Raw genomic sequence first — 24,230 nt, 5'->3', positions numbered from 1 at the left:
TGCTGCCCGCAAAAGCCAGCTTACTGCTGGAACACATCCGCCCCTTTGGGCGTCTCGAAACGGAATTGGTCTGACGCAATCTGCGGATTCTTCTCGAAATTCTTGAACGACAGCAGCGAGACCTGGCCGAAGGAATCCTTCAACTCCATCGCCATCGGCACGCCGTCTTTCAGACCAATGGCGATCTGGTCAAACGTCGTATCCTTGGCTTTCGGTATTGCCTGCAGCCATTCGAGTCCGTCCCGGCTTCCCGCTTCCTTGAGCGTGAAGTTCTTTTCAAGATCGTTGCTGCCGAACAGAATCGCCGCCGGTGATGAGCCGAGCGCATTGCCGAGCTTCCGGATAGTCACCTGGTTCAGGTCCTTGTCGTAAATGTACAGCTTGTCGCCGTCGGCCTGCAGTACCTGCTCATACGGTTTTACGTAAGTCCAGATGAATTTGCCAGGACGGGCGAATACGAAAGTGCCGGTTGCGGGCGTCGATACGCGGGACGCGCCCTTGCCTGCATCGTCGGTTTTGACCTGGCGCTGCGTGAATTCCCCCCTGGCCGCCTTGGTCGAGGAGACGAAGGACTTGAATTGGTCCAATGCCGCTGCGTGCGCGAACACAGGGAATGCGGTCGCGCAGGCCAGCAGCACCTTCAGTGACGTACGATGGAGGTGAGAGAAGGGACGACGGGATTGATCCAAAGCGTTTCCTTATTCGGTATTGCCGGCAGGCACCAGGATTTCACGGTTGCCGTTGGACTGCATGTTGGAAACAAGGCCGCTCTGCTCCATTTGTTCAAGCAGACGAGCCGCGCGATTGTAACCGATGCGCAAATGACGCTGCACCAGGGAAATGGAGGCGCGACGGTTTTTGAGCACGACCGCGACGGCCTGATCGTACATCGGATCGGCTTCATCGCCGGACCCGCCTGCTTCACCGCCTGCCGCAAGTTCGCCGCCTTCCTCGGAAGTTCCCCCTTCTAAGATTCCCTCAATGTAATTCGGTTCCCCCTGGGCCTTGAGGTGACTCACCACCCGGTGCACTTCGTCGTCCGATACGAATGCGCCGTGGACACGAACCGGCAAGCCTGTACCCGGCGGCATATACAGCATGTCGCCCATGCCGAGCAGAGCCTCCGCGCCCATCTGGTCAAGAATGGTGCGCGAGTCGATCTTGCTGCTGACCTGGAAGGCGATGCGGGTCGGAATATTCGCCTTGATCAGGCCGGTAATGACATCCACGGACGGACGCTGCGTCGCAAGGATTAGATGGAGACCGGCGGCACGCGCTTTCTGGGCGATACGGGCGATCAGTTCTTCCACTTTTTTTCCGACCACCATCATGAGGTCTGCAAGCTCATCGATGATGATGACGATGGTCGGCAGCTTTTCCAGTGGCTCGGGTGCATCCGGCGTCAGGCTGAATGGATTCGGAATCTTTTCTTCGTTCTTTTCGGCCTCGGCGATCTTGGCGTTGTATCCGGCAAGGTTGCGGACGCCGAGCTTCGACATCAGCTTGTAGCGCCGCTCCATTTCGGCCACCGCCCAGTTCAGCGCGTGTCCCGCCTGCCGCATGTCGGTCACGACCGGTGCCAGCAGGTGGGGGATGCCTTCGTATACCGACATTTCCAGCATCTTTGGATCGATGAGGATCATGCGCACGAAATTCGGGTCCGATTTGTACAGCAGCGACAGGATGGTCGCGTTGATGCCGACCGATTTACCCGAACCGGTTGTACCCGCCACAAGCAAGTGCGGCATCTTGGCCAGGTCGGCCACGACCGGATTGCCGGCAATGTCCTTGCCGAGCGCCACGGTAAGACTGGATGAACTGTCGTTGTAGACCTTGGACCCGAGGATCTCGGTGAGGCGCACGATCTGGCGTTTCGGATTCGGCAGTTCAAGGCCCATGTAGTTCTTGCCGGGGATGGTTTCCACCACACGGATCGATGTCAGCGATAGCGAACGTGCCAGGTCGCGGGCAAGATTGACGATCTGGCTGCCCTTGACGCCGGTGGCCGGTTCGATCTCGTAGCGGGTGATGACTGGGCCGGGATATGCCGCAACGACTTTTGCGTCGACGCCGAAATCGGACAGCTTCTTCTCGATCAGGCGGCTGGTAAATTCCAGTGTTTCGACGCTGACCGTTTCCTGCGCCGGCGGCGGTTCGTCGAGCAGCGACAGCGGCGGCAGGTTGGTATCCGGCAGATCGGCGAACAGGGAAACCTGTTTTTCCTTTTCGACCCGTTCGGACTTCGGCACGGCGACCACCTGCGGCTCGATGCGGATCGGCGGCGCCTCGACAATCTTCGCCCTCTCCTGCACCACCGTCACTTCCCGCTTGACGGCAGCGACCTGCCCGGCCCGGCGATCTTCGCGCGCCATATAGAGATTACGCAGCGACTCAACCGCATTCTCAATCGCGGCGCCGATGCGCTCTGCAACGGACAGCCACGACACCTGGAAAAACAGGCTGAAGCCAACGCCGAAAATCAGCAACAGAAATAGGGTCGCGCCGGTAAAGCCGAACGCTTTCTGAGCCGCGCCGCCGATCAATTCCCCGAGCACGCCGCCAGGGGCGCGAGGCAGCTGCACCTTTAGCGAATACATGCGCAGATACTCGATTGCGACACTGCCGAACAGCATCAGACCAAAGCCGACGGAGCGAATCCAGACCTCATGCATGTGTTCAGGTTCGGGTTCTTTCTGCAGCAGGAAGCGCTGGGACAGCCTTCGATATCCCGCGAAGGCCGAACGCAGCGCAAGCACGCACCACCACCACGCCGAGGCACCGAAAATGAAGAGCATCAGATCGGCGAGCCAGGCGCCGAGACGTCCACCCCAGTTATTCAGTTTCGGAACCTCGCTGGCCTGTGACCAGCCCGGGTCCAGCTTTGAATAAGTGAGGAAGATCAGCAACAGGTACACCGTCGCGCCGGCCAGGGCAAACCAGCGCGCTTCGGAAAGCAGGCGTACAAGACGGCCCGGCAGCGGCTGGGCCTGGGTGGTAGTGGCGGTGCGATTGTAGGCTTGGGTTGTTCTCGTCATAAATCAGGGCGGTGCAGTGATGGGCGCGGGGGCGGTTTGTTGTTCTTTGAACATGGGGGCTTTTCGCGGCCGCCGATGCCGCCGATGCAGGTTCGACTATAATCTTAACCAGTTTTCCGTTGCCGTACTGCATAAATGCGGCCCGTGTTGAAATTTCGCAGGACGGTGTCATATGTAGTCGACAGAAGCGGTGCCTGAGACTGGACGGCACATGGATTTTTGTCGATTTCCATGGCGATGCACGGCGCCCTCACTCTTCCGATTGTTATCTTCATCGTTGATCTTATTCTTATGCCTACCCCAAAACACGCTCATGTACTGATCGTCGGTTCCGGACCGGCCGGTTACAGCGCTGCCGTCTACGCGGCACGCGCGAATCTCAAACCTGTCCTGATTACCGGCGTCGAACAGGGTGGCCAGCTGATGACCACCACCGACGTCGAGAACTGGCCGGGTGATCCCTTGGGCGTACAGGGTCCGGAACTCATGCAGCGCCTGTTGCAGCATGCGGAACGCTTTAATACCGAGATCATTTTCGATTACATCCACACTGCGAAGCTGACCGAAAAGCCGATCCGGCTGATCGGCGACTCCGGCGAGTACACCTGTGATGCGCTGATCATCGCTACCGGCGCGTCGGCACAGTATTTGGGATTGCCGTCGGAAGAAGCTTTTATGGGCAAGGGCGTCTCCGCATGCGCAACCTGCGACGGTTTTTTCTACAAGGGGCAGGACGTAGCGGTGGTCGGCGGCGGCAATACCGCAGTCGAGGAAGCGTTGTATCTCTCCAATATCGCCAACAAGGTCACGGTAATTCACCGGCGTGACAAGTTCCGTGCCGAAGCTATCCTGATCGACCGCCTGATGGCCAAGGTTGCGGAAGGCAAGATCGAGGTGAAATGGAATCACACATTGGAAGAAGTTACCGGCGACAATAGCGGAGTGACGGGCATCCGGGTCAAGTCCACCACTGATGGCAGCGTAACGGCAGTGCCCTTGCACGGCGTATTCATCGCCATCGGCCACAAGCCGAACACCGGCATTTTCGAAGGCCAGCTGGAAATGAAGAACGGCTACATCATTACAAAGACGGGCCTGGAAGGCATGGCCACGTCGACGAATATTCCGGGTGTGTTTGCCGCCGGCGATGTGCAGGATCATGTCTACAGGCAGGCGATCACCAGCTCCGGCACGGGCTGTATGGCTGCACTCGACGCGCAACGCTATCTGGAAAGCATCGCGCAGTAAACGACATCAGGGATTCACCAACGGCGGCTTCGACCTTCCCGAGGACCGAAGCCGCCCGCGCCGCTGCCGGCGCGAGGGTATAAGGACACATCATGTCTGGCTCCATCAAGGATTTTTCCGCACTCAAGTCGCTACGCAATGAACTGAAGGCACAGGAAGAACGACGCAAGGCCGCCGAAGCCGAACGCCTGGAACGCGAGAAACAGCTTCGGGCAGATACAGACCTGTTCCGCCGCAGCATCGGTGATGTTGCTCCGCTCACGCCACCGGACAAGGCACACTCCACACCTCCCCGTCCGCTCCCCATCGCCAAGCACCATCTCGCCGACGAACAGGCTGCACTGGAGCAGTCGCTATCGGATGAATTCAATGTCGACACCCTTCTGGATACTGATGAAGGACTGAGCTATGCGCGCGAAGGTATCGGTTCCGATACCGTTCGCAAATTGCGTAGAGGTCATTGGGTGATCCAGGGGCAGCTTGATTTGCATGGCATGCGCCGCGAGGAAGCACGGGAAGCATTAGCCGAATTCCTGCGCAATGCAGTCAAACGCGGACAGCGTTGTGTGCGCGTGATCCACGGCAAGGGGTTGGGGTCGGTCAACAAGGAGCCTGTGTTGAAGAACAAGGTTCGCAACTGGCTGGTACAGAAGGACGAAGTCATGGCATTTTGCCAGGCCCGTGCGGTGGATGGCGGCGCGGGCGCGCTGGTGGTCCTGCTGAAAGCCTGAGCGAAACAGACCCGGCCCGGATTCGTCCTGCCGCCTCCGGGCTTCTGCACTGGTCAATACAGTACGCGATACCGCTTAACCTGGCTATTTCATCAGGACGCGGAGTGATGGCGCGCGAGTTGCGAGGCAGTTTGCGATTCCGCGACAAGCCAATAGCTGGCCTATTGGCGCGAAGCGGAAACGCAAAATGGCCGAAAATCGCACGCCAGCACCCGCGTAGGCCAGCGGTACAATTGGATCTGACCGTAGCAAGCCGCAAACCGGGTAAACATGCGCCTTCCAGTCAAGTTAAGGGCCGCTCTGGTGAAATATCCAGGTTAAACCGCATCGACCCCGGTTTCGCCGGTGCGTATGCGGATCACCTGCTCCACTTCGGTGACGAAAATCTTGCCGTCTCCGATCTTCCCGGTACGGGCGGCCTTGATGATGGCATCGACTGCGATGTCGACGACATTGTTGTCCACCACGGCTTCGATCTTCACCTTGGGCAGGAAGTCGACCACATACTCCGCGCCGCGATAGAGTTCGGTGTGGCCTTTCTGGCGCCCAAAGCCCTTCACTTCCGTCACCGTCAGCCCGGTAACGCCAATTTCGCCCAGCGCTTCGCGTACTTCGTCCAGCTTGAAGGGCTTGATTACAGCGGTAATCAGTTTCATCACAACTCCTTTTGAAGATTACTCATGAAATTTGGATGTGATCGGATAGCGCCAGTCGCGGCCAAAAGCGCGGTGCGTGATGCGAATACCGATCGGCGCCTGACGGCGTTTGTACTCATTGATCTTGATCAGGCGGGTGACGCGCTCCACATCGTCCTTACGATACCCCGCGTCGAGAATCTCGGCAATACTGCGGTTCTCTTCCATGTACATTTGCATGATCCCGTCCAGCACCTCATACGGTGGCAACGAGTCCTGGTCGGTCTGGTCCGGACGCAGCTCCGCCGACGGCGCGCGGGTGAGGATACGTTTTGGAATCACGTCTGAAATCGAGTTCCGGTAATCGCACAGACGATACACCAGTGTCTTCGCAATATCCTTGATCACTGCGAAACCACCTGCCATATCACCGTAGAGGGTGCAGTAACCAACCGCCATTTCGCTTTTGTTACCGGTAGTCAGCACGATGCTGCCGTACTTGTTCGATAACGCCATCAGCAGCGTGCCGCGAATGCGGGCCTGTATGTTTTCTTCGGTAGTGTCCTGCTTCAAACCCTTGAATTCCCGTTCCAGCGTTGCGCGAAACGCTGTGAAGCACTCGAGGATCGGAATTTCATCATAACGCACGCCTACCCGCGCAGCCATGTCGCGAGAATCGAGCCAGGAAATCTCCGCTGTGTAAGGTGAAGGCATCATCACCGCCCTCACCTTCTCCGCCCCGAGGGCGTCCACCGCCACCGCAAGGGTCAGCGCGGAGTCGACTCCGCCGGACAGCCCGATCAGCACGCCCGGAAAACCGTTTTTGCACACATAGTCCCGCACGCCAAGCACGAGCGCTTCATACACCTGCGCTTCGATCGGCATGTCCGGCATCAGGGCATCCCGGGACGGCACGCCGTCCGAAAATTCGACCAGCTGCAGATCTTCTTCACAGTGCTTCAACTGTGCACACACCCTGCCCGCCGCGTCCATCACGAAAGAGTTGCCGTCGAAAATGAGCTCATCCTGGCCGCCGACCAGGTTTGCGTACACCAGCGCCAAGTTTTGCCGGCTTACATTGTCCCGCATCACATCATGACGAAGATGCGGCTTTTTCATGTGATAGGGCGAACCGTTCGGTACCAGAAGTACCTGCGCACCGGCAGCTCTTGCCCGGGCGGGCGCATGGGATGACCAGGTATCTTCACAGATGTTGATACCGAAACGCGTACCCTTTACATCGAAGACGAAGGGCTCGTCGGCCGAAGAAAAATATCGCTTCTCGTCAAACACCGTGTAATTCGGCAGATCGTATTTTCGGTAAGTGCCGAGAAGACGGCCGTCCACCAGAACCGATGCTGCGTTATAACGCTTTCCGTCATGCAGTACCGGGTGTCCGACGACGACATGCAGTCCTTTCAGATTGGCAAGCCGCAGGATCAGTGCCTCCAACGCCTTGTCCGTTTTTGCGTAGAATGCCTCACGGAGCAGCAAATCCTCGGGTGGATAGCCTACCAGCGAAAGCTCGGGTGTCACCACGATGTCTGCGCCCTGCGCCGCGGCGCGGCGGGCAAACGCGTCTATTTTTTCGGCATTGCCGGCAAGGTCACCGAGGATGCTGTTGATCTGGGCGATGGCGACTTTGACTGTCATGTTAACGTTCTGCGCACCGATACGCGCGCAGGTCCAAATGAATGTTTGTTAGGAATAAATTAACCGAGTGAATTATCGCACGCGAATCGTTTCTTCCTTGTCGGAAATCGGCCGGACCGCATGGGATGCATTGCTGGCCACTCAGGCCGACGCGAATCCTTTCTTATCTTTCTCCTTTCTGCATGCCCTGCATGAATCGGGCTGCGTATCAGCCAGGACAGGCTGGCAGCCGCAATTTCTGACTCTTTGGCAAGATGGCCGGCTGGATGCGGCAATGCCGCTGTATTTAAAGAACCACTCGTATGGAGAATACGTTTTCGATTGGGCCTGGGCAGATGCGTATCGCCGGAATGGACTGGAGTACTACCCGAAATTGCTGTCAGCCATTCCCTTCACGCCGGTCAGCGGAAGCCGTCTTCTGGCGTGCGACGCCGATTCGGAAGCGGCATTGATCGGCGCCCTGCAAACCCTGCAGGAAGGCAATGAGGTGTCCTCGACCCACATTCTTTATCCGCCCGAAGCGCAGGCAAGGACGCTGGAGAAAAGCGGCTACATGCTGCGCAGCGGCGTGCAGTTTCACTGGCTGAATGACGGGTATTCCGATTTCGATGCCTTCCTGTCGACGCTGGAGCGCAAGAAGAGCAAAAATATCCGAGCCGAAAGGCGCAAAGTCCGGGATGCCGGCATCGGTTTTCGGCATGTTCCAGGTATGGAAGCAACCGACGCGGACTGGCGTTTCTTCAAGCGCTGCTATGACCGCACATACGCGGAACATTATTCGACGCCTTACCTGAACCTTGATTTTTTCAAGCGGATCGGCACGACGATGCCCGAGAACCTGCTGTTGATCGTTGCGGAACGGAACGGAAAACCGATCGCCTCTTCCTTGCTCGTGCATACTGCCCAGACCTTATACGGCCGGTACTGGGGAGCACTGGAACATGTACCCTGCCTGCACTTTGAAACCGCCTATTACCAGCCGCTCGAGTTTTGCATCGCCAGCGGCATCGCCTGCTTCGAAGGCGGCGCGCAAGGCGAACACAAGATGGCACGCGGTTTTCTGCCGCAGAAAACATGGTCTGCGCACTGGCTGGCCCATCCCGCGTTTGCCGGTGCAATCGAACGTTTCCTGGCCCAGGAAAGCGGCGGCATCGATTCCTACATTGATGAATTGAACGATCATTCGCCATTCAAAGTGCGATAAGGCCGCAAAGGGAATCAGGGTCACATCCGGTCGTACCCGACGCCGGCCGCGGTCCCTGATTGCGCATCCTGGTCTGCAGTCGATCGCCGCCCCCGCAGTGATGACATGGCTCTCCGCATACTCGCATATCCCACTTACCTACTGCAGGCAACAAATATGCCGACGAATCGGAATTCAGGTTGCCTTCAGGCCACACAAATGTTAAAAAAGCGTCAATTGGATGATAGCTGTTTTATAATTCTTCGCCATTCACGGGACTTTCGGGCAATCATCTCATCATGACTTTTTCGACCGCCGCCTCGCTAGTGCCAGACAGTCCCGCCATCAATCGGATCGGTCGTTTCTACATTACGCGCGAACTCGGCCGCGGCTCCGTCGGCTGTGTTTATCTGGGCCACGATCCGGTAATTGCACGCGATATCGCCATCAAGACATTCAAGCCCCGATTGTCGACGGCGGAAAGGGCGCGGCACGAACAGCACTTCATCAACGAAGCCAGAGCGGCAGGCAGGCTTTCCCACCCGAATATCGTGACCGTCTACGATGCCTCCAGCGAAGGCGGCGCAACTTATATCGCTATGGAATATCTGCAGGGACTCGAGTTGAACAAGATGCTCGCCAACGGTCATCGATTCCTGCCGGACGAAGTCGCGACCATAGGATGGAAAATCGCGGATGCATTGGACCACGCCCACCGCAACCAGGTCATTCATCGCGATATAAAGCCCGCCAATATCTTCATGGTGAAGGACGATCAGCCTAAACTGGTCGACTTTGGCATTGCCCGCTCACCGAACCGCGTGCCGGATCAGGACGCTGAAGCGAACGAACCTTATACGCTGTTCCGCAACAATAACCTACTGGGCACGCCGAATTACATGTCACCCGAACAGGCATGTGGCAAGCAGGTGGACGAGCGTACCGATATCTATTCACTCGGCGCGGTGATGTATGAAATGCTGACCGGCCGGAAGCCCTTCGAGGCCGGCGACACGGACAAGCTTTTGCAACAGATCGCCTACAAGGCGCCACCGCCACCCTCCGAGCTCGACCCGAGGATTCCGGTTGCCCTGTCGCAGATCGTCATGATGGCGATGAGCAAAAAACCCGAAAAGCGCTATCCGACTGCCGAAAGAATGGCGCTCGACATCAAACGCTTCCTGCTGCGGGAACGCCGTGCAAGGCGAAGCCTTCAAATCCCGGTTGCGACACTCGAGCAGAAAGACCCGGCCGCCGATTCGCCGGAGCAAAGCAGCATGGCATGGATCATCGCAACACTGCTGTTGGCGGTAGCTGCCGGTTTTCTAGCCATCGCATTAATGCGGGACAAAATAGGCTGGTTCTGATCAGCTTCGTGTCTGAAGTGCGCCGATGATCTGCGCTTTCAGGGTTTTGATCAGTGCAGTCTCATCAGCCGGCACGCCTTCCGGAGCGGGCAGGGTACGGTCAGCATAGAACAAGCCGATCGGTTTGCGATTCACCACCAAAGGCAGCACGATGAAGCTACGCGCATCGGGAAGCAGCGTGCGATGCCAGGCGGGCAGCAAGGAGCGGATTTTCGGCACGGCGGCATCGGAAATCATCAAGTCCGCCCCCTTTTCCAGTGCAAGGCAAAACAAGTCGTTCCTGTCCGTCGCCGGAAAGCTGAAACCGGCCTGACGGACGGCGTTGTTTTGACCAATCGAAATTCGTGCGCGGTACGTACCGCTCTGCACATCCCGCAGACACACCGTCGCGAAACGAAATCCCATGCTGCCATAGAGCGTCTCCAGAACGAGCAGCATCAGGTCATTTACCTTGCATTGGCCCGAAGCCATCATCTGCGTCACATCCTGCATGCCGGCCAACAGCAGATCGCGCGCGTTGACAGGCTTTCCGCTCTGATGCCGTTCGGTGACTTGCGGAAGGCTTCCATCGCTGCCCGCCAACAGCAATTCATCAGGCAGACCCCGTTCCGCCGATTCTCCATCCAGTTCATCGACAAGCGGATCCGGCACGATCCCATCCATGGCAAGCCCGGTATTGCTGATCAGCACACGCGATTCCCGCGCCACGGACATGAACAGTTCGTTCAACTTTTCCTGATCGAGATTGAAGGCCGCGCCGAAGCGATTCAGCAGCGCCGCACTGGCCGCATGCTGGCCGGTCTCGCTGACATGCGGGATCACGGTCGCCGCCGTGCTACTGAATGCCGCCACCTGCTGCATCCATTCCTGCCTGGACTTGGCTGGTTTCAATGCGCCGGAGGGGAGCGGCGCGAGTGCATTGATAATAGTGTCCGGCATCTGCCATTCCTGGAGTACTGCATCAGTCAGCGCGTCCAGGCTGCAGCCAATTACTTTCATCGCCGCCTGCACCGGCGACACCTTGCCGCCTTCGGTCAATGCCGCGATCTCGCTGTACGAATCATGATCATGCGAAGCCACCAGGAGCCTGCCGATGTTCTTGAACAATGCCGCGATTGCCGCTTCTTCCGCATCCTTGAAATGGCTTCGTCGAGCCAACTCCCTGCCAAGGATGCTGGCGGTCAGCGCATGGCACAGTTCGATCCGGACGCTGCGCCCGTGCTTCCCCGACATGCCATCCACCAGCAGCATCGCCAGTGCGCAGGTTTTCACGGTATCGAATCCGAGCAGGAAAATTGCCCGCGACACTGTCGTCACTGGCGTCCCGGTTGCGGCATGGTAGACGACCGTATTGGCGATGCGCAGAATTTTCTGCGTCAGCGCGACGTCGGACAGAATGAAATGCGCGAGGTTACGAACTGCTTCATCGCCGGATGAAGCCATTTCCACAACGCGGGATATGGAGCTGCCCAAAGAAGGAAGATCGGACTCGGCGCTGATTTTTTGCAGCAGGCGGTCACGCGCTCCGGTGGCGTCATCGCTGCTCAGGGCCGGGGAAGCTCCGTCGATCTTCGACGGTCCGGCGGGTTGAAATACCACTTATAAAACTCCCAATCGCGCTGCATTAGCGGCCTATGATGACGCATCCCGCATGAAATGTCGATGCACCAGGGCAAGATCGCAACGGCGTAAAAAAAGCGCACTTGATGGTGCGCTTTTTCTCAGCGGAGCAGGAACTGGTTGTTACTTCAATAGCGCTTTCTGGTAAGCCTCGACGCCGGCGAGGATTTCTTTCCGCGCTTCGTCCGGACCATGCCAGCCTTCCACCTTTACCCACTTGCCCTTTTCGAGGTCCTTGTAATGCTCGAAAAAGTGCTGAATCTGCTGCAGGCGCAGGTCATTCATGTCTTCCGGCTTTTGCCAATGCGTGTAGATCGGCAGAATCTTATCCACCGGCACGGCGAGCAGTTTTGCATCGCCACCGGCTTCGTCCGTCATCTTCAATACCCCGATCGGGCGGCAGCGCACGACAACGCCAGGGAATAAAGGAAACGGTGTCACGACCAGCACATCAACCGGGTCGCCATCATCGGAAATGGTTTGCGGAATATATCCATAGTTGCAGGGATAGTGCATCGCGGTGCCCATGAACCGGTCAACGAAAATGGCGCCAGTTTCTTTGTCCACTTCGTATTTGATCGGATCGGCATTCATCGGAATTTCAATAATGACGTTGAAATCGTTCGGCAAATCCCGGCCGGCGGAAACTTTGTTCAGGCTCATGTCGCTCTCTTCGTAGTCAGGGGAATTTTTGAATCCGCGAATTATAGCGGCTTTCAGAGGGGCATTGTGCGTCGCAGCAGGCGTCGGCGCTTGATTGCGCGCAGATCATTGGCGCATGGGGGCACATGGTCCAAGCAGTATCGGAAGCTTCCCGGCGAAAGAGCGCCGGGATGAGCCGTCAGATGGCTGTTGCCAAGGCACAGCGACGATAATGTTCCGCCGCCTCTTCGGGCTGGTTCAACGCCTCATGCAACTGTGCAAGCTTGAGGTGCACGCGTTGCACGGTAACGGCATCGAGTGCGTCCGACAAAGCCTGTTCGAGATGGCGCTGCGCCTTGCCCCAAAGTTTTTGCCGCAGGCATAGTGTTCCAAGCGTCAATTCCAGTTCCGCATCACCCGGTCGCGCTTTTGCCCACTCCTCGCAACGCTCGATCTGCGCCAGCAGCGAGGGCGACCCAAGTGTCGCCGATTCGCCGTAGGCACGCACCAGGCGATCATCCCATTCCTTGGCCAGCGCCTTTTCGACGAGACGGCGAGCATCCTCATGCAAACCCTTGGCGTTGAAGGCCGCGGCCGCCCTGGCGGCGACGTAAGGCTGCACTTGCTCGTCAGAAGGAATGCCGCTCCACATGCGCCGCAGGGACTCGGCATCATGGCTTGAATCGGACAAAAGATGCTCGTAAGCGAGTTCGCGCAGCCTGCGGGACAAGGCAGGATGCAATGCGTTGCGCTTGTCGAGCAAACGCACGAGCCGCAAAACCTCGGGCCAGTTCTGGGAACGCTGATTGGCTTTCAGGGCCAGCCGCAATGCATGAATGTGGCGGGTACCGGTCGCCTGCAATTCGTTGACCGCTTCGAGCGCGGTTTCCGGCTGCCGCTCATCGATCAGCAATTCGATCGCGGTCATCAGGCGTGCGGTCTTCAGAGCGCCATCTTGATGCGCTTTCGTCAACCAGGTATCACGACGCTCGGGATGGCCCAGCCGGTGGGCCGCCCTTGCTGCAATCAGGGCGGACAGCCCAGCATTGTCCGGCCCTTGCGACGCGCGGGCGGCTGCCTTTTCGGCATGGCCGAATCGTCCTTCGAACAGTGCTTTCAGTGCGTCGCGCATCGCCTGATTGCCTTCGCGTTCGCGCTTCTCGCGACGATAGGCCGCCACCCGCTGCGGCATCCGCTGGGCATCGCGAATCGCATTCAGCATCAGATAAAGCGTGACAAACACGAGCACCAGCAAAAGCAGGAAGAAATTGAGCGACAGATCAACCCGGTATGGCGGGTAAAACAGGACGACATTACCGGGATTGAAGCGTGCGCCGACGGCCAGGCCGATGGCGGCGGCGAAAAGAATGACGAGCGAGATGAAGATACGCATGGCGGTTACACTAAGGATTCGCTTTGTAGTTGCGTACCGCGTTCAGGCTTTCGGCAAGCGTCGGCATCTCGATCACCAGATTGGTGCCTTGCACCTGACGCAACAGCGCCTGTGCGTTCTGGGTCTGTTTGGCCCGGGTATCGAAATACTTCGAGATGGCATCCTGTGCAGCGATCAGGTCGCTGCGGAATGCCGTTTCGTTACGGCTCAGGAGCGCGAGACGTGCATTCAACAGCCGGAGCTTCAGGTTCTCGCGGGCGTAATACGCCTGTGTGGGAGACAGCAGCAATGCCTCCGGCGCTTCGACGTCCCGCACCCGAATCAATTGCCGGATCTCGCCCCACATTTCACTGGTCCAGCTGTGCCACTTTTCTTCCAGGGTAGCCAGCCATTCCGACGCCGTGCCGGTGCCGGCGTCGGGCTTCCCGGGGGACGTGTCTGCGGCAGCACGGGCATTTCTTGGCTTGGATGCCGGCAGCAGCGGCTTTTCATCTGAAAGAAGGGGCATGCTGTCGACGAGCCCGATGGCACTGTCGAGGCGGAGGGCCACACCGGCCATGTCCACATTAGGAAGTGACCGCAGCCGGTCGAGATCCTTGGCGATGGCACGCCGGATCGTGATGAACTGCGGCTGATCGGAACCCGAAAGCCGGGAGTCGGCATTCTGCAGCGCGATCAGCGCGCCCTGGACATTGCCGGCGAGCTGCAGCTGCTGGCTTGCGGTGGACAATACCTGTTCGATTTCAGCCAGTGCCCAGTCATCGCGGTTCTTGGCAAGGTCCTGATAGAGCTGTTCAAGAGCGAGCTGCTGGCTTTGCGCTTCAACTTGCTTGTTTTCCTGCACGCTGACCTTGGCTTCCAATTCGCGCAAGCCGTCCTGCATCGACTTGACCAGGACCTTGGTTTCGGTATTCAGCGATTCACCGGTTTTCAGGCGCTGCGCAAGCTCCTCGCGAAGGCCGGCGATCTGGTTATGCGACGCCCACCATTGGGCAACCATCAGCACGGCAAGTATGCCGAAGGCGATATAAATCAGCCGGCGCAGCCCTCTGGTGCTGGTGCCAGGGACGGGATCCGGCCCGCCGTGCTGCAAAGAGGCATTGGAGTGGGAAGTACCGGGAGAAGAAGAGGAAGGCAAATCGTTCATGCTCGGGATTGTAACGCGGCAAGTAACTGTTCGTCCCCTGACCCGGTTAATGTTACGTTGGGAAAACCCATTGTGCGTGCCGTATCGGCAATACGCACGTGCGGGACGACAAAATGTTGTTGTTGCAATTTTGCGACGCCGTCGCCGTCCCTGATTTGCTCCGCCATTGCCATCAGGTTGCGCAGCGCTTCAGAACTTGTGACGACCCAGTCGTTCTCGGCGTCGAGCAGTTCGGCAAGCTGCCGGCGCCGCTCGTCATCGAGTTCGGGCGCAGCACGGCGGTAGGCGGCGACCTGCGTGACATCGATTCCCGCCGAGCGCAACGCATCGGCCAGTAGTTCCCGGCCGCTTTGGCCCCGCACGATCAGAACCCGCTTGCCGCGCAGCGCAGCGATGTCCAGAACCTGCAACAGTGTTTCCGAATCGGTCTTCAAAGGATCGAGCGGACTGAAGATTGTCGCGTTGCTTGCATCCAGGCCATGCCGTGCGAGCGCGGCACGGCTGCCCTCCCCAACGACCGCGATCGCTACGCTGGATGGCCAGCGCGGCAATTCGGCGAACATGGCATCGATCGCATTCGGGCTGACGAAGGCTGCCATCGCATACTCGTGCAATTCGCCCGCTGCCTTGCGCAATGACGCAGGATCGTCGAGGGGATGAATTTCCAGCAAGGGAAACAAAACCGGCTCCATGCCGAGCGACGCAATCCGTGCCGCCAAGGGCCGCGCTTGGGCCATCGGCCGGGTGACGACGACTTTAGGCATCCATCGCTTTGCAGGCGGCGAGGATTGATGCCGCATCCTGTGCCTGCAGCGCATCGGCGATCTGCCGGCCGACGTTCTCGGGATCGGCGGACGGACCGGAAATCTCCGCGCTTGCCATGCGCTTGCCGTCAGGCGTGGCAACCATCGCGCGCAGACGCAGCATGTCTGCATCGACAGTCGCGAACGCGGCGAGCGGAATCTGGCAGCTGCCTCCGAAAATGCGCGACACCGCCCTCTCCGCGGTGACCGCCTGTTCGGTCGCCTGATGACCAAGGGGGGCAAGCAACTCGCGAAGATCGTCGCGGCTGGACAGGATTTCGATCGCCATCGCGCCTTGACCCGGTGCCGGCAGACTGAATTCAGGCTCGATCAGGGCCCGTATGCGGCTTTCGAGACCCAGCCGCTTCAGCCCGGCGGCGGCCAGGATGATTGCTGCATATTCACCGCGGTCAAGTTTGCCGAGACGGGTATCGAGGTTGCCGCGCAATGGGCGGATGACCAGCATCGGATAGCGTGCCGCCACCAGGGCCTGCCGGCGCAGGCTGCTCGTGCCGACCACGGCACCGTCGGGCAATTCATCGAGCGATGCATAATCATTCGAGACGAACGCATCACGGGGATCCTCGCGCTCCAGTACCGCGGCAAGCGCGAAACCTGCCGGCAGCTCCATCGGCACGTCTTTCAGCGAATGGACCGCCAGATCGGCATGCCCCTCCTCGATCGCCACTTCCAGCTCCTTGACGAACAGGCCCTTACCGCCGACCTTGGACAGGGTACGGTCCAGGATGCGGTCGCCCTGCGTAGTCATACCGAGAATTTCGACACTGCACTGCGGATATAATTCCGACAATTTCGATCGCACGTGCTCGGCTTGCCAGAGTGCGAGCCGGCTCTCACGGGAGGCGATCACTAATTTCGAGGGGATGGGGGTATTCAAGACCGGGTTCTTTCTGTTTCGCTGATGGACTTCGCATTGACACATCGGACATGTCGGCAGGCACCTTCAACAGCCACTTGATAAACGGTACCAACCATTCGCATCAATTCATTTCCAGCAACCTGTTTTCGAGCGCGGATTTTATCATGCGGCCGTTCGAAAACCTCCCGCAGACACCGGCCGAAAGCCATCGTGTTTGCATTCAACCCGGGGCAATGATTCATTATGGCAAAACATACCAGGACACCATCACGCACAGACCAGGCCGCCGACAAGGATCTGCCGTTGAAGGAGGATATCCGCATGCTGGGCCGCCTGCTCGGCAATGTGCTGCGCGAACAGGAAGGCGACGCGGTATATCAGGTGGTGGAAACCGTGCGCCAAACCGCCGTGCGCTTCAGGCGGGAATCGGACGCACAGTCCGGCGCCGAGCTGAACAAGCTGCTGAAGAAGCTGACACGCGACCAGACCATCTCCGTGGTGCGTGCCTTTTCCTATTTTTCACATCTTGCCAACATCGCCGAAGATCAGCACCACAATCGTCGGCGGCGAGCCCATCTGCTGGCAGGTTCCGCGCCCCAACAGGGCAGCGTCGCCTTTGCATTGTCGAAGCTGGATAGCGCCGGCGTGCCGGGGTCGGCGGTTCGCAACTTCTTTAGTGAGGCATTGATCTCGCCGGTCCTTACCGCTCATCCCACCGAAGTGCAGCGCAAGAGCATCCTGGATGCCGAGCGGGAAATTGCCCGACTGCTGGCCGAGCGGGACATGCCCTTGACGCCGAAGGAATTGGCGAGAAATACCGGCCTGTTGCAGGCGTACGTCGCCACGCTCTGGCAAACCCGCATGCTTCGCTATTCGAAGCTGACCGTCGCGGACGAGATCGAAAACGCCCTCTCCTACTATCGCATCACCTTTCTCAAGGAATTGCCCGGTCTGTACGACGACATCAGTGCCGAAATCGCCGCGCAGTATCCGCAGCGTCATTCCGGCAGCCAAGCCGACCTGCCGCCTTTCGTGCAGATGGGAAGCTGGATCGGCGGCGACCGCGACGGCAATCCGAATGTCAATGCGGACACCATGCGCCACGCCCTGGTCCGGCAATCCACCGCAATCTTCGACTTTTACCTCGAAGAGGCGCATGCGCTCGGCGCCGAATTATCGATATCGACCCTCCTGGTCGACGTCAGCCCTGCCCTGCAGGCACTGGCCGATGCATCGCCGGACCAGTCCGACCACCGAGCCGATGAGCCTTACCGCCGTGCACTGATCGGCTTGTATGCGCGGCTGGCGGCGACCGCCCGAACTCTTGGCGCGGCCCATGTGCTCCGGCAGGAAGTCGGCGGTGCCGCACCCTACGCGGATGCCGCCGAGTTCACCCGCGATCTGCAGGTGCTGGTCGATTCATTGCGCGCCAATCACGGTGCGGTGCTGATTAAGCCGAGGCTGGCGACCCTCAAGCGGGCGGCCGAAATCTTCGGTTTTCACCTCGCGACACTGGACATGCGCCAGAGCTCAGACGTGCATGAGCGCGTGCTGACCGAATTGTTCGCGCGCGCCATGGTGGAGCGCGATTACGGCGGCCTGCCCGAGCAGGCGAAGGTGGACCTGCTGTTATCCGAACTCGACAAGCCAAGGCTGCTTTATTCTCCTTACGTCCAGTATTCGGATGAAACGAACTCCGAACTCGGCGTGCTTCGCGCCGCCCGTGACATACGGGATCGCTATGGTGATCGCGCGATACGCAACTACATCATCTCCCACACCGAAACCGTTTCCGACCTGCTGGAAGTCCTGCTGCTGCAAAAGGAAACGGGCCTGCTGCGCATCGAATGGGACCATGTCGCCGGCTCGCCCGGGAATGCGACGCTGGACCTGATGGTCATCCCGCTGTTCGAGACCATTCCCGACCTGCGTTGCGCGGCGGATATCATGGAAGCGCTGCTCGCCCTGCCGCAGGCACGCCGCCTCGTCGCCGGCAAGGGCAATCTGCAGGAAGTCATGCTCGGCTATTCGGACTCCAACAAGGACGGTGGCTTCCTGACCTCGAACTGGGAACTCTATAAAGCGGAAACCCGCCTGGTGGACCTGTTCGACCGGGCCGGCGTCAAGCTGCGCCTGTTCCACGGACGCGGCGGCACAGTCGGCCGTGGCGGCGGCCCCAGCTACGATGCCATCCTCGCCCAACCGGCGGGGACGGTGAACGGCCAGATCCGCCTCACCGAGCAGGGCGAAATCATCGCATCGAAATTCTCCAATCCGGAGATCGGGCGCCGCAACCTCGAACTGCTGGTGGCCGCGACCCTGGAAGCAAGCCTGATGCCGCACGAAACCGGAAGCAAGCACGCGCGCCGGCTGGCGGAATTTGAACGCGCAATGGAGGAATTGTCCGACCGTGCCTACCGCGCCTATCGCAATCTCGTCTATGAAACGCCAGGCTTCGCCGACTACTTCTTTGCCGCCACGCCGATTGCGGAGATCGCCGAACTGAACATCGGCTCCCGTCCGGCCTCCCGCAAATCGACAAGGCGCATCGAAGACCTGCGCGCGATTCCATGGGGCTTCTCCTGGGGCCAGTGCCGCCTGCTGCTGCCGGGCTGGTATGGCTTCGGCAGCGCGGTATCGTCGTGGCTGGAGGAAGGTGGCGACGCGAAGGACAAGGTCAGGCGTTTGAGCACCCTGCGGGCGATGTTCAAGGAGTGGCCGTTCTTCGCCACCCTGCTGTCGAACATGGATATGGTCCTCTCTAAAACCGACCTGGCAGTGGCATCGCGCTACGCCGAACTGGTACCCGACCGCAGGCTGCGCAACAGCATCTTCAAACGCATCGTTGCCGAACACCAGCGCAGCGGCGACTGCCTTTCCCTCATTACCGGCGCCAAGGAGCGCCTGGAAGGGAATCCGCTTCTGGCGAGGTCGATCAAGAACCGTTTCGCCTATCTCGACCCGCTGAATCACCTCCAGGTGGAGCTGATCAAACGCCATCGGGCGACGACTGCCGATGGCCGGACGATGGATGAACGGGTACGGCGCGGCATTCACTTGTCGATCAACGGCATCGCCGCCGGCTTGCGCAATACCGGCTGACGCCGTTCATTTATCCATGCGCCCGAGCACTTTCATCCTCCTCCTGGCAGCCGCGCTGAGCAGCGTGGCCGCGGGCGCCGAACCGCCGCATCCCGGCGCCCGGCAAGTGGTCATTCACAGCCAGGGAAATGACGGGCCGGTGTCGCTTGCGAGCTGGTGGATAGGCGCCGGCAAGAACGGGCGGCTACCGGTCATCATCGCGCTGCACGGCTGCGGCGGACTGTACGGCACGGCCGGTAACAAACAAAAAGTATTTTCCGGCAGGCACGCAGCCATGGCAGATCTGCTGCAGGACGCCGGCTACCATGTCCTGTGGCTGGACAGCTTTAGCAGCCGCGGCAAGCAATCGATCTGCACCGAAAAATTCAGCCGGCGAGATATCTCCGTTGCCGACCGTCGTGCCGATGTGCACGCCGCACTACGGTGGGTTGCCGCACGTCCGGAGGTTGACGCGGCGCGCATCGCCCTGCTCGGGTGGTCCAATGGCGGATCAACTGTTTTGTCGTCGATCGACGCCGGACATACAGACGTATCGTCGAATACCGTCCGTCCTGCCGCCGCGGTTGCATTTTATCCGGGCTGTACGGCGTTCGCCAGGGATGCCGGATACCGCAACGCGACACCGCTGCTCATCCTGATGGGTGAAAAAGACGACTGGACACCACCGGACGCTTGTGTTGCCCTCGAGCGCAAGTTGGACGCGGCGTCAGCCGGGGCACCGGTGGCCTTGCGTCTTTACCCGGACAGTTTCCACAACTTCGATGCGCCGGGATTGCCGGTGCGCCGACGGCTGGACGTGCCAAACGGCGTCCGCCCAGGTGAAGGCGTTACCTCGGGAGGCAACCCGGCAGCTCGCGAGGACGCATACAGGGAGTTATTCGCTTTTCTGAAAAAGCATCTCGAACAGCCTTGAGGCGGGGCCTCCGGTGTCTGCATTCCGGGCGGCTATTTCACCAGCGCTTTTACGACCGGCCACTGACGGCGCGAGATAGGCAGGCGCTCATTCACGTCACGCAGGATGACCTGCCAGGGTTCCTGCGGTTTCTCGTGATTCTCTTCCGCATCCACCATCACCGATGCCCGTTCCACGCCGATAATTGCGCTGCGCGCCACGAGCGCATTGCGATGCACCCGCACGAACACCGTGCCCAGTTCTTCTTCAATGGACGTCAGCGATTCTTCGAGCAAATACTCGCAGGAGCGTGTGCGCAAGGTGACGTATTTCAATTCCGCTTTCAGATAGATCACGTCGCCGATCGGCACCAGGAGAACACGGCCCCGTTCCTGGACGGAGAAGTGCTGCCGCCCGGCCTTCACGCTCGCTGCGGCAATCGCGGCGCCCTGTCCCGTTCGCCCGCTTACGGCGTGGCGGATGGCGTCCGCCAGCCGCCCCGCGCGGACCGGCTTGAGCAGGTAGTCGAGCGCATGGACCTCGAACGCCTGCAAGGCATAGGCATCGTAAGCCGTCACGAACACCACTGCCGGCGCCGGTTGTGCCTGCTTCAGCAGATGTGCAGCCAGTTCGATGCCTGTCATGCCCGGCATCTGGACATCGAGCAGAACGAGGTCGGGCCGGCTTGCGGCTATGCCGTTCAGCGCCCCTTGCGCATGGCTCGCTTCGCCAACCAGCTCATGCGGGCATTCGCCGGCAATATCCGCCAGCAGGGTCTTGAGCCGGGATCGCGCCGGCGCTTCGTCGTCGACAATGAACAGGCGAGGAATCATGGCGTACTCGTCACATAAGGAAAACGCAGCCGCACCTCGAAGAAGCCACGTGCAATGGTGGTGGTCAATTGCGCCTCCACATCGTACAACAGTGCCAGACGCTCCCTGATGTTATCCAGCGCCATATGATTTCCGGCGTTGGCGCTGGCGGTTTCGTAATAAGGATTGACGATCACCACCTGGATGCGGTCGATCGCGCGGCTGATATGAATCTGGACCACCGCCGGGCGGCTGGACGGTTCGATACCGTAATGAACGGCATTTTCAAGCAAGGGCTGCAGCAGCAGCACCGGGACTTGCGCCTTGCGCAGTACATCCGTGTTGACGTTCTCGGTTTCCCACACGATCTGCAGGCGCTCTCCGAGGCGGATCTGTTCGATCGACAGATATTGCCGGCACAACCGCAACTCGTTCTCCATGCTGGTCATGCTGCGCGGATCACTCATCAGCACCCGGAACAGGTCTGCCAGATCTTCCAGTGTGTCCTCGGCCCGGCGCGGTTCGCTGCGTATCAGCGACAGCACCGCGTTGAGACTATTGAAAAGAAAATGCGGACGTATGCGGGCTTGCAAGGCCTGCAGGCGGGCTTCCAGCAGCGCCGGCGAGAATGCCCGGGTACGCAGTTCGAAGTAATGCTGGAGCAGTATTCCGAGAAGGCCGGCTGCGACCATGCCCTTGAGCGCGGTCAGGTTATTGAAGCTGCTCCACAGCCATTCCAGCGATGACATGAAATGCACGATGGCGCCGGTAATCGCGGCCGGCACCAGCGCGCACGCGGCCCGCTGCCCGGACGGCGGAATGGTACGGACAATGCGTCGCAGCCCGCAAAGAGCCAGCAGCGACGACAGGCAGGCCAATTCGATCAGCATCGACGATTCGACGAATTCCTGGAGTCCGACGCGCAACTCGCTGGTACGCAGCAGGACGCCGGCCAGCACCGCCCCGTTGGCGGCAATCAGCGCACGGAATACCACGCCGATATTGCAGCAATCGGGGATGACGATCTCGACCGGCGTGTGGACAGGGATGGTTGAAGTGGCCATAAGCAAATGCAAAGCGGGCGGAGGACGGGCATAACGTTGCATAAATTGCAGCATCGCAGCGTTCGCCCGGCTTTCCTCCCGCATGCCGTTTTTTCTGATTTCCGCTCTATGAGCTGTTTTATAATCGCGTATTCACCAGGACACCAACATGACAGCACAACTCTCCAAAAAAAGCGAGGCTTGGTCGGCACGCTTTTCCGAACCCGTCTCCGATTTGGTAAAACGCTACACCGCATCGGTGTTTTTCGACAAGCGACTGGCCGCGGCGGATATCGAAGGATCGCTCGCGCACGCCGAGATGCTCGCGCACCAGGGCATCATCAGCGCGCAGGATCATACCGACATACAGCGCGGCATGGCACAGATCAAGGCAGAGATCGACGGCGGCAAGTTTGAATGGCTGCTCGATCTCGAAGATGTACACCTGAACATCGAGAAGCGCCTGACCGAACTGGTCGGTGATGCCGGCAAGCGCCTGCACACCGGCCGATCCCGCAATGACCAGGTCGCCACCGACATCCGCCTTTACCTGCGATCGGCCATCGATGATATCGATGGTCTTCTGCGCGACCTGCGCGTTGCCCTGCTCGACCTCGCCGAACAGCACGCGGACACCATTCTCCCGGGCTTCACCCACATGCAGGTCGCGCAACCGATCACCTTCGGCCACCACATGCTGGCCTATGTTGAAATGTTCGGCCGTGATGCGGAGCGCATGGCGGATTGCCGCCGGCGGATCAACCGCCTGCCGCTCGGTGCGGCGGCGCTCGCCGGCACCACCTTCCCGATTGATCGCATGCGCGTCGCGAAGACATTGGGCTTCGAAGATGTATGCCACAACTCGCTGGACGCAGTGTCCGACCGGGATTTCGCCATTGAATTCTGTGCTGCGGCTGCGCTGGTCATGACGCATATCTCGCGCATGTCGGAAGAGCTGGTCATCTGGATGAGTCCACGGGTCGGCTTCATCGATATCGCCGACCGTTTCTGCACCGGGTCGTCGATCATGCCGCAGAAAAAAAATCCGGACGTGCCGGAACTGGCGCGCGGCAAGACCGGACGCGTCAACGGCCACCTGATCGGACTTCTCACCTTGATGAAAGGCCAGCCGCTGGCCTACAACAAGGACAATCAGGAGGACAAGGAGCCGCTATTCGACACTGTCGACACGCTGACCGATACGCTGCGCATTTTCGCCGACATGGCCCGTGGAATCTCCGTCAAGGCAGGTGCAATGCGCGATGCGGCTTTGCAGGGCTATGCAACCGCCACGGACCTCGCCGACTACCTGGTCAAGAAGGGATTGCCGTTCCGTGATGCGCACGAGGCGGTGGCGCATGCGGTGCGCGCCTGTGAACAGCGCGGCTGCGACCTTGCGGATCTTTCACTGGATGAGTTGAAATCCTTCTCCGCGCTCATCGAGCAGGACGTGTTTGCCGTGCTGACGCTGGAGGGTTCGGTCGCTGCGCGCAATCATGTCGGCGGCACAGCGCCGGAACAGGTGCTTGCCGCGATTGCAAGGTGGCGCACTCTGCTTGGCTGAGCGGCGACGTGCGATGACTTGCCGGCGCTTCGTGGTGCCGGCATCCAGCACATTGCGCGATACTGACACGCGGAGATAACGCGAAAGCAGGCGACTATGTAAAGCGCCTCCGTCGCCATCGCTGGATGACACAGGATTTCCGTCCGCGGCCGGAATCGCCTGGCGGCAACCTCGAGGCGTCAGATGAGATTCCCCGTCACTCCCTTCTTTGTTGCGCTGCGTAGTACTACGTAGTCCACATTCAGCAAAACTACTCGAAAAGCACATAAAAATCGGCGCCTTTTGCAGCGCAACATTAAAAGAACCTGCGGTATGTTTCGGAAGTGTTCGCCTACACCTTGAACTGACTTATACTGCGCCGAACTCGAATTTACATGGCACATCGACAAGCCGTCACGATGCTCTTGCCGTACAGGATTTTTCAAAACATCGGAGACACCACATCATGTTTTTCAGACCCTCCCGCGTCACGGTCCAAGT

At 59.4% G+C, this 24,230-nt stretch carries 19 protein-coding genes; 7 read left to right on the top strand and 12 right to left on the bottom strand.

Annotation, left to right across the window (positions count from 1 at the left end; translation table 11 throughout):
• Nucleotides 1–20: 20 nt before the first annotated feature.
• Nucleotides 21–638 (bottom strand): outer membrane lipoprotein chaperone LolA, encoded by a 618-nt coding sequence (gene lolA, locus VGU61_RS10290; RefSeq protein ID WP_414691619.1) that lies wholly within the window; start codon nucleotides 636–638, stop codon nucleotides 21–23.
• Between the two features lie 60 nt (nucleotides 639–698).
• A complete protein-coding gene (locus VGU61_RS10285; RefSeq protein WP_326859025.1) occupies nucleotides 699–3,035 on the bottom strand; it encodes a DNA translocase FtsK in 2,337 nt (778 codons plus the stop codon).
• Nucleotides 3,036–3,326: 291 nt separating this feature from the next.
• Between VGU61_RS10285 and trxB the strand changes: the two genes are divergently transcribed.
• Nucleotides 3,327–4,283, top strand: a complete 957-nt coding sequence (gene trxB / locus VGU61_RS10280) for a thioredoxin-disulfide reductase (RefSeq protein ID WP_326859024.1) — start codon at nucleotides 3,327–3,329, stop codon at nucleotides 4,281–4,283.
• 92 nt (nucleotides 4,284–4,375) lie between these two features.
• Nucleotides 4,376–5,014 (top strand): Smr/MutS family protein, encoded by a 639-nt coding sequence (locus tag VGU61_RS10275; RefSeq protein ID WP_326859023.1) that lies wholly within the window; start codon nucleotides 4,376–4,378, stop codon nucleotides 5,012–5,014.
• 317 nt (nucleotides 5,015–5,331) lie between these two features.
• Here VGU61_RS10275 and VGU61_RS10270 read toward each other — a convergent pair whose 3' ends face one another.
• Complete coding sequence (locus VGU61_RS10270; RefSeq protein WP_326859022.1) at nucleotides 5,332–5,670, bottom strand: P-II family nitrogen regulator; 339 nt, start codon at nucleotides 5,668–5,670, stop codon at nucleotides 5,332–5,334.
• Nucleotides 5,671–5,688: 18 nt separating this feature from the next.
• Nucleotides 5,689–7,302, bottom strand: a complete 1,614-nt coding sequence (locus VGU61_RS10265; protein ID WP_326859021.1) for an NAD+ synthase — start codon at nucleotides 7,300–7,302, stop codon at nucleotides 5,689–5,691.
• Between the two features lie 67 nt (nucleotides 7,303–7,369).
• On the opposite strand from VGU61_RS10265, the gene VGU61_RS10260 reads away from it, so the two are divergent.
• Both VGU61_RS10260 and VGU61_RS10255 read left to right on the top strand, forming a co-directional pair.
• Complete coding sequence (locus tag VGU61_RS10260; protein WP_326859020.1) at nucleotides 7,370–8,506, top strand: GNAT family N-acetyltransferase; 1,137 nt, start codon at nucleotides 7,370–7,372, stop codon at nucleotides 8,504–8,506.
• Nucleotides 8,507–8,784: 278 nt separating this feature from the next.
• Nucleotides 8,785–9,852 (top strand): serine/threonine-protein kinase, encoded by a 1,068-nt coding sequence (locus tag VGU61_RS10255; protein ID WP_326859019.1) that lies wholly within the window; start codon nucleotides 8,785–8,787, stop codon nucleotides 9,850–9,852.
• Here the strand turns inward: VGU61_RS10255 and VGU61_RS10250 are convergent, their stop codons facing one another.
• From VGU61_RS10250 to hemC, 6 genes are all read right to left on the bottom strand, one after another.
• On the bottom strand, nucleotides 9,853–11,451 hold the full coding sequence (locus tag VGU61_RS10250; protein ID WP_326859018.1) for an HDOD domain-containing protein: 1,599 nt from the start codon (nucleotides 11,449–11,451) through the stop codon (nucleotides 9,853–9,855). It abuts the gene before it with no gap.
• A gap of 144 nt (nucleotides 11,452–11,595) precedes the next feature.
• A complete protein-coding gene (ppa, locus tag VGU61_RS10245) occupies nucleotides 11,596–12,135 on the bottom strand; it encodes an inorganic diphosphatase (RefSeq protein WP_326859017.1) in 540 nt (179 codons plus the stop codon).
• Nucleotides 12,136–12,313: 178 nt separating this feature from the next.
• Nucleotides 12,314–13,507, bottom strand: a complete 1,194-nt coding sequence (locus tag VGU61_RS10240) for a heme biosynthesis protein HemY (RefSeq protein ID WP_326859016.1) — start codon at nucleotides 13,505–13,507, stop codon at nucleotides 12,314–12,316.
• Nucleotides 13,508–13,517: 10 nt separating this feature from the next.
• Entirely contained in the window at nucleotides 13,518–14,654 is a 1,137-nt protein-coding gene (locus VGU61_RS10235) for a uroporphyrinogen-III C-methyltransferase (RefSeq protein ID WP_326859015.1), read from the bottom strand.
• Nucleotides 14,651–15,418 carry a uroporphyrinogen-III synthase gene (locus VGU61_RS10230; protein ID WP_326859014.1) on the bottom strand — a complete coding sequence of 256 codons (768 nt, stop codon included), beginning with the start codon at nucleotides 15,416–15,418 and terminating at the stop codon, nucleotides 14,651–14,653. Before VGU61_RS10230 ends, VGU61_RS10235 begins: the two co-directional genes overlap by 4 nt.
• Nucleotides 15,411–16,400 (bottom strand): hydroxymethylbilane synthase, encoded by a 990-nt coding sequence (gene hemC / locus VGU61_RS10225; protein WP_326859013.1) that lies wholly within the window; start codon nucleotides 16,398–16,400, stop codon nucleotides 15,411–15,413. Before hemC ends, VGU61_RS10230 begins: the two co-directional genes overlap by 8 nt.
• Before the next feature lie 180 nt (nucleotides 16,401–16,580).
• On the opposite strand from hemC, the gene ppc reads away from it, so the two are divergent.
• Nucleotides 16,581–19,439: a phosphoenolpyruvate carboxylase gene (gene ppc, locus VGU61_RS10220; protein ID WP_326859012.1), complete on the top strand. Its 2,859-nt coding sequence runs from the start codon at nucleotides 16,581–16,583 to the stop codon at nucleotides 19,437–19,439.
• Between the two features lie 16 nt (nucleotides 19,440–19,455).
• Nucleotides 19,456–20,352 (top strand): dienelactone hydrolase family protein, encoded by an 897-nt coding sequence (locus VGU61_RS10215; RefSeq protein WP_326859011.1) that lies wholly within the window; start codon nucleotides 19,456–19,458, stop codon nucleotides 20,350–20,352.
• 32 nt (nucleotides 20,353–20,384) lie between these two features.
• On the opposite strand, the gene VGU61_RS10210 is transcribed toward VGU61_RS10215, so the two are convergent.
• On the bottom strand, nucleotides 20,385–21,164 hold the full coding sequence (locus VGU61_RS10210) for a LytTR family DNA-binding domain-containing protein (RefSeq protein WP_326859010.1): 780 nt from the start codon (nucleotides 21,162–21,164) through the stop codon (nucleotides 20,385–20,387).
• A complete protein-coding gene (locus tag VGU61_RS10205; protein ID WP_326859009.1) occupies nucleotides 21,161–22,207 on the bottom strand; it encodes a sensor histidine kinase in 1,047 nt (348 codons plus the stop codon). Before VGU61_RS10205 ends, VGU61_RS10210 begins: the two co-directional genes overlap by 4 nt.
• Nucleotides 22,208–22,355: 148 nt before the next feature.
• Between VGU61_RS10205 and argH the strand changes: the two genes are divergently transcribed.
• Nucleotides 22,356–23,750, top strand: a complete 1,395-nt coding sequence (argH, locus tag VGU61_RS10200; protein WP_326859008.1) for an argininosuccinate lyase — start codon at nucleotides 22,356–22,358, stop codon at nucleotides 23,748–23,750.
• Nucleotides 23,751–24,230: the final 480 nt, after the last annotated feature.

Source organism: Noviherbaspirillum sp., assembly GCF_035944575.1.
In the GTDB taxonomy this organism is placed as follows: domain Bacteria; phylum Pseudomonadota; class Gammaproteobacteria; order Burkholderiales; family Burkholderiaceae_D; genus Noviherbaspirillum.
This window is presented reverse-complemented; position numbering and strand designations above follow the sequence as displayed.

Coding starts and splice junctions, on each gene's coding strand:
- VGU61_RS10285 (WP_326859025.1), bottom strand. CDS start 3,035: ATGACGAGAACAACCCAAGCCTACAATCGCACCGCCACTACCACCCAG.
- trxB (WP_326859024.1), top strand. CDS start 3,327: ATGCCTACCCCAAAACACGCTCATGTACTGATCGTCGGTTCCGGACCG.
- VGU61_RS10275 (WP_326859023.1), top strand. CDS start 4,376: ATGTCTGGCTCCATCAAGGATTTTTCCGCACTCAAGTCGCTACGCAAT.
- VGU61_RS10270 (WP_326859022.1), bottom strand. CDS start 5,670: ATGAAACTGATTACCGCTGTAATCAAGCCCTTCAAGCTGGACGAAGTA.
- VGU61_RS10265 (WP_326859021.1), bottom strand. CDS start 7,302: ATGACAGTCAAAGTCGCCATCGCCCAGATCAACAGCATCCTCGGTGAC.
- VGU61_RS10255 (WP_326859019.1), top strand. CDS start 8,785: ATGACTTTTTCGACCGCCGCCTCGCTAGTGCCAGACAGTCCCGCCATC.
- ppa (WP_326859017.1), bottom strand. CDS start 12,135: ATGAGCCTGAACAAAGTTTCCGCCGGCCGGGATTTGCCGAACGATTTC.
- VGU61_RS10240 (WP_326859016.1), bottom strand. CDS start 13,507: ATGCGTATCTTCATCTCGCTCGTCATTCTTTTCGCCGCCGCCATCGGC.
- VGU61_RS10235 (WP_326859015.1), bottom strand. CDS start 14,654: ATGAACGATTTGCCTTCCTCTTCTTCTCCCGGTACTTCCCACTCCAAT.
- VGU61_RS10230 (WP_326859014.1), bottom strand. CDS start 15,418: ATGCCTAAAGTCGTCGTCACCCGGCCGATGGCCCAAGCGCGGCCCTTG.
- hemC (WP_326859013.1), bottom strand. CDS start 16,400: ATGTGTCAATGCGAAGTCCATCAGCGAAACAGAAAGAACCCGGTCTTG.
- ppc (WP_326859012.1), top strand. CDS start 16,581: ATGGCAAAACATACCAGGACACCATCACGCACAGACCAGGCCGCCGAC.
- VGU61_RS10215 (WP_326859011.1), top strand. CDS start 19,456: ATGCGCCCGAGCACTTTCATCCTCCTCCTGGCAGCCGCGCTGAGCAGC.
- VGU61_RS10210 (WP_326859010.1), bottom strand. CDS start 21,164: ATGATTCCTCGCCTGTTCATTGTCGACGACGAAGCGCCGGCGCGATCC.
- VGU61_RS10205 (WP_326859009.1), bottom strand. CDS start 22,207: ATGGCCACTTCAACCATCCCTGTCCACACGCCGGTCGAGATCGTCATC.
- argH (WP_326859008.1), top strand. CDS start 22,356: ATGACAGCACAACTCTCCAAAAAAAGCGAGGCTTGGTCGGCACGCTTT.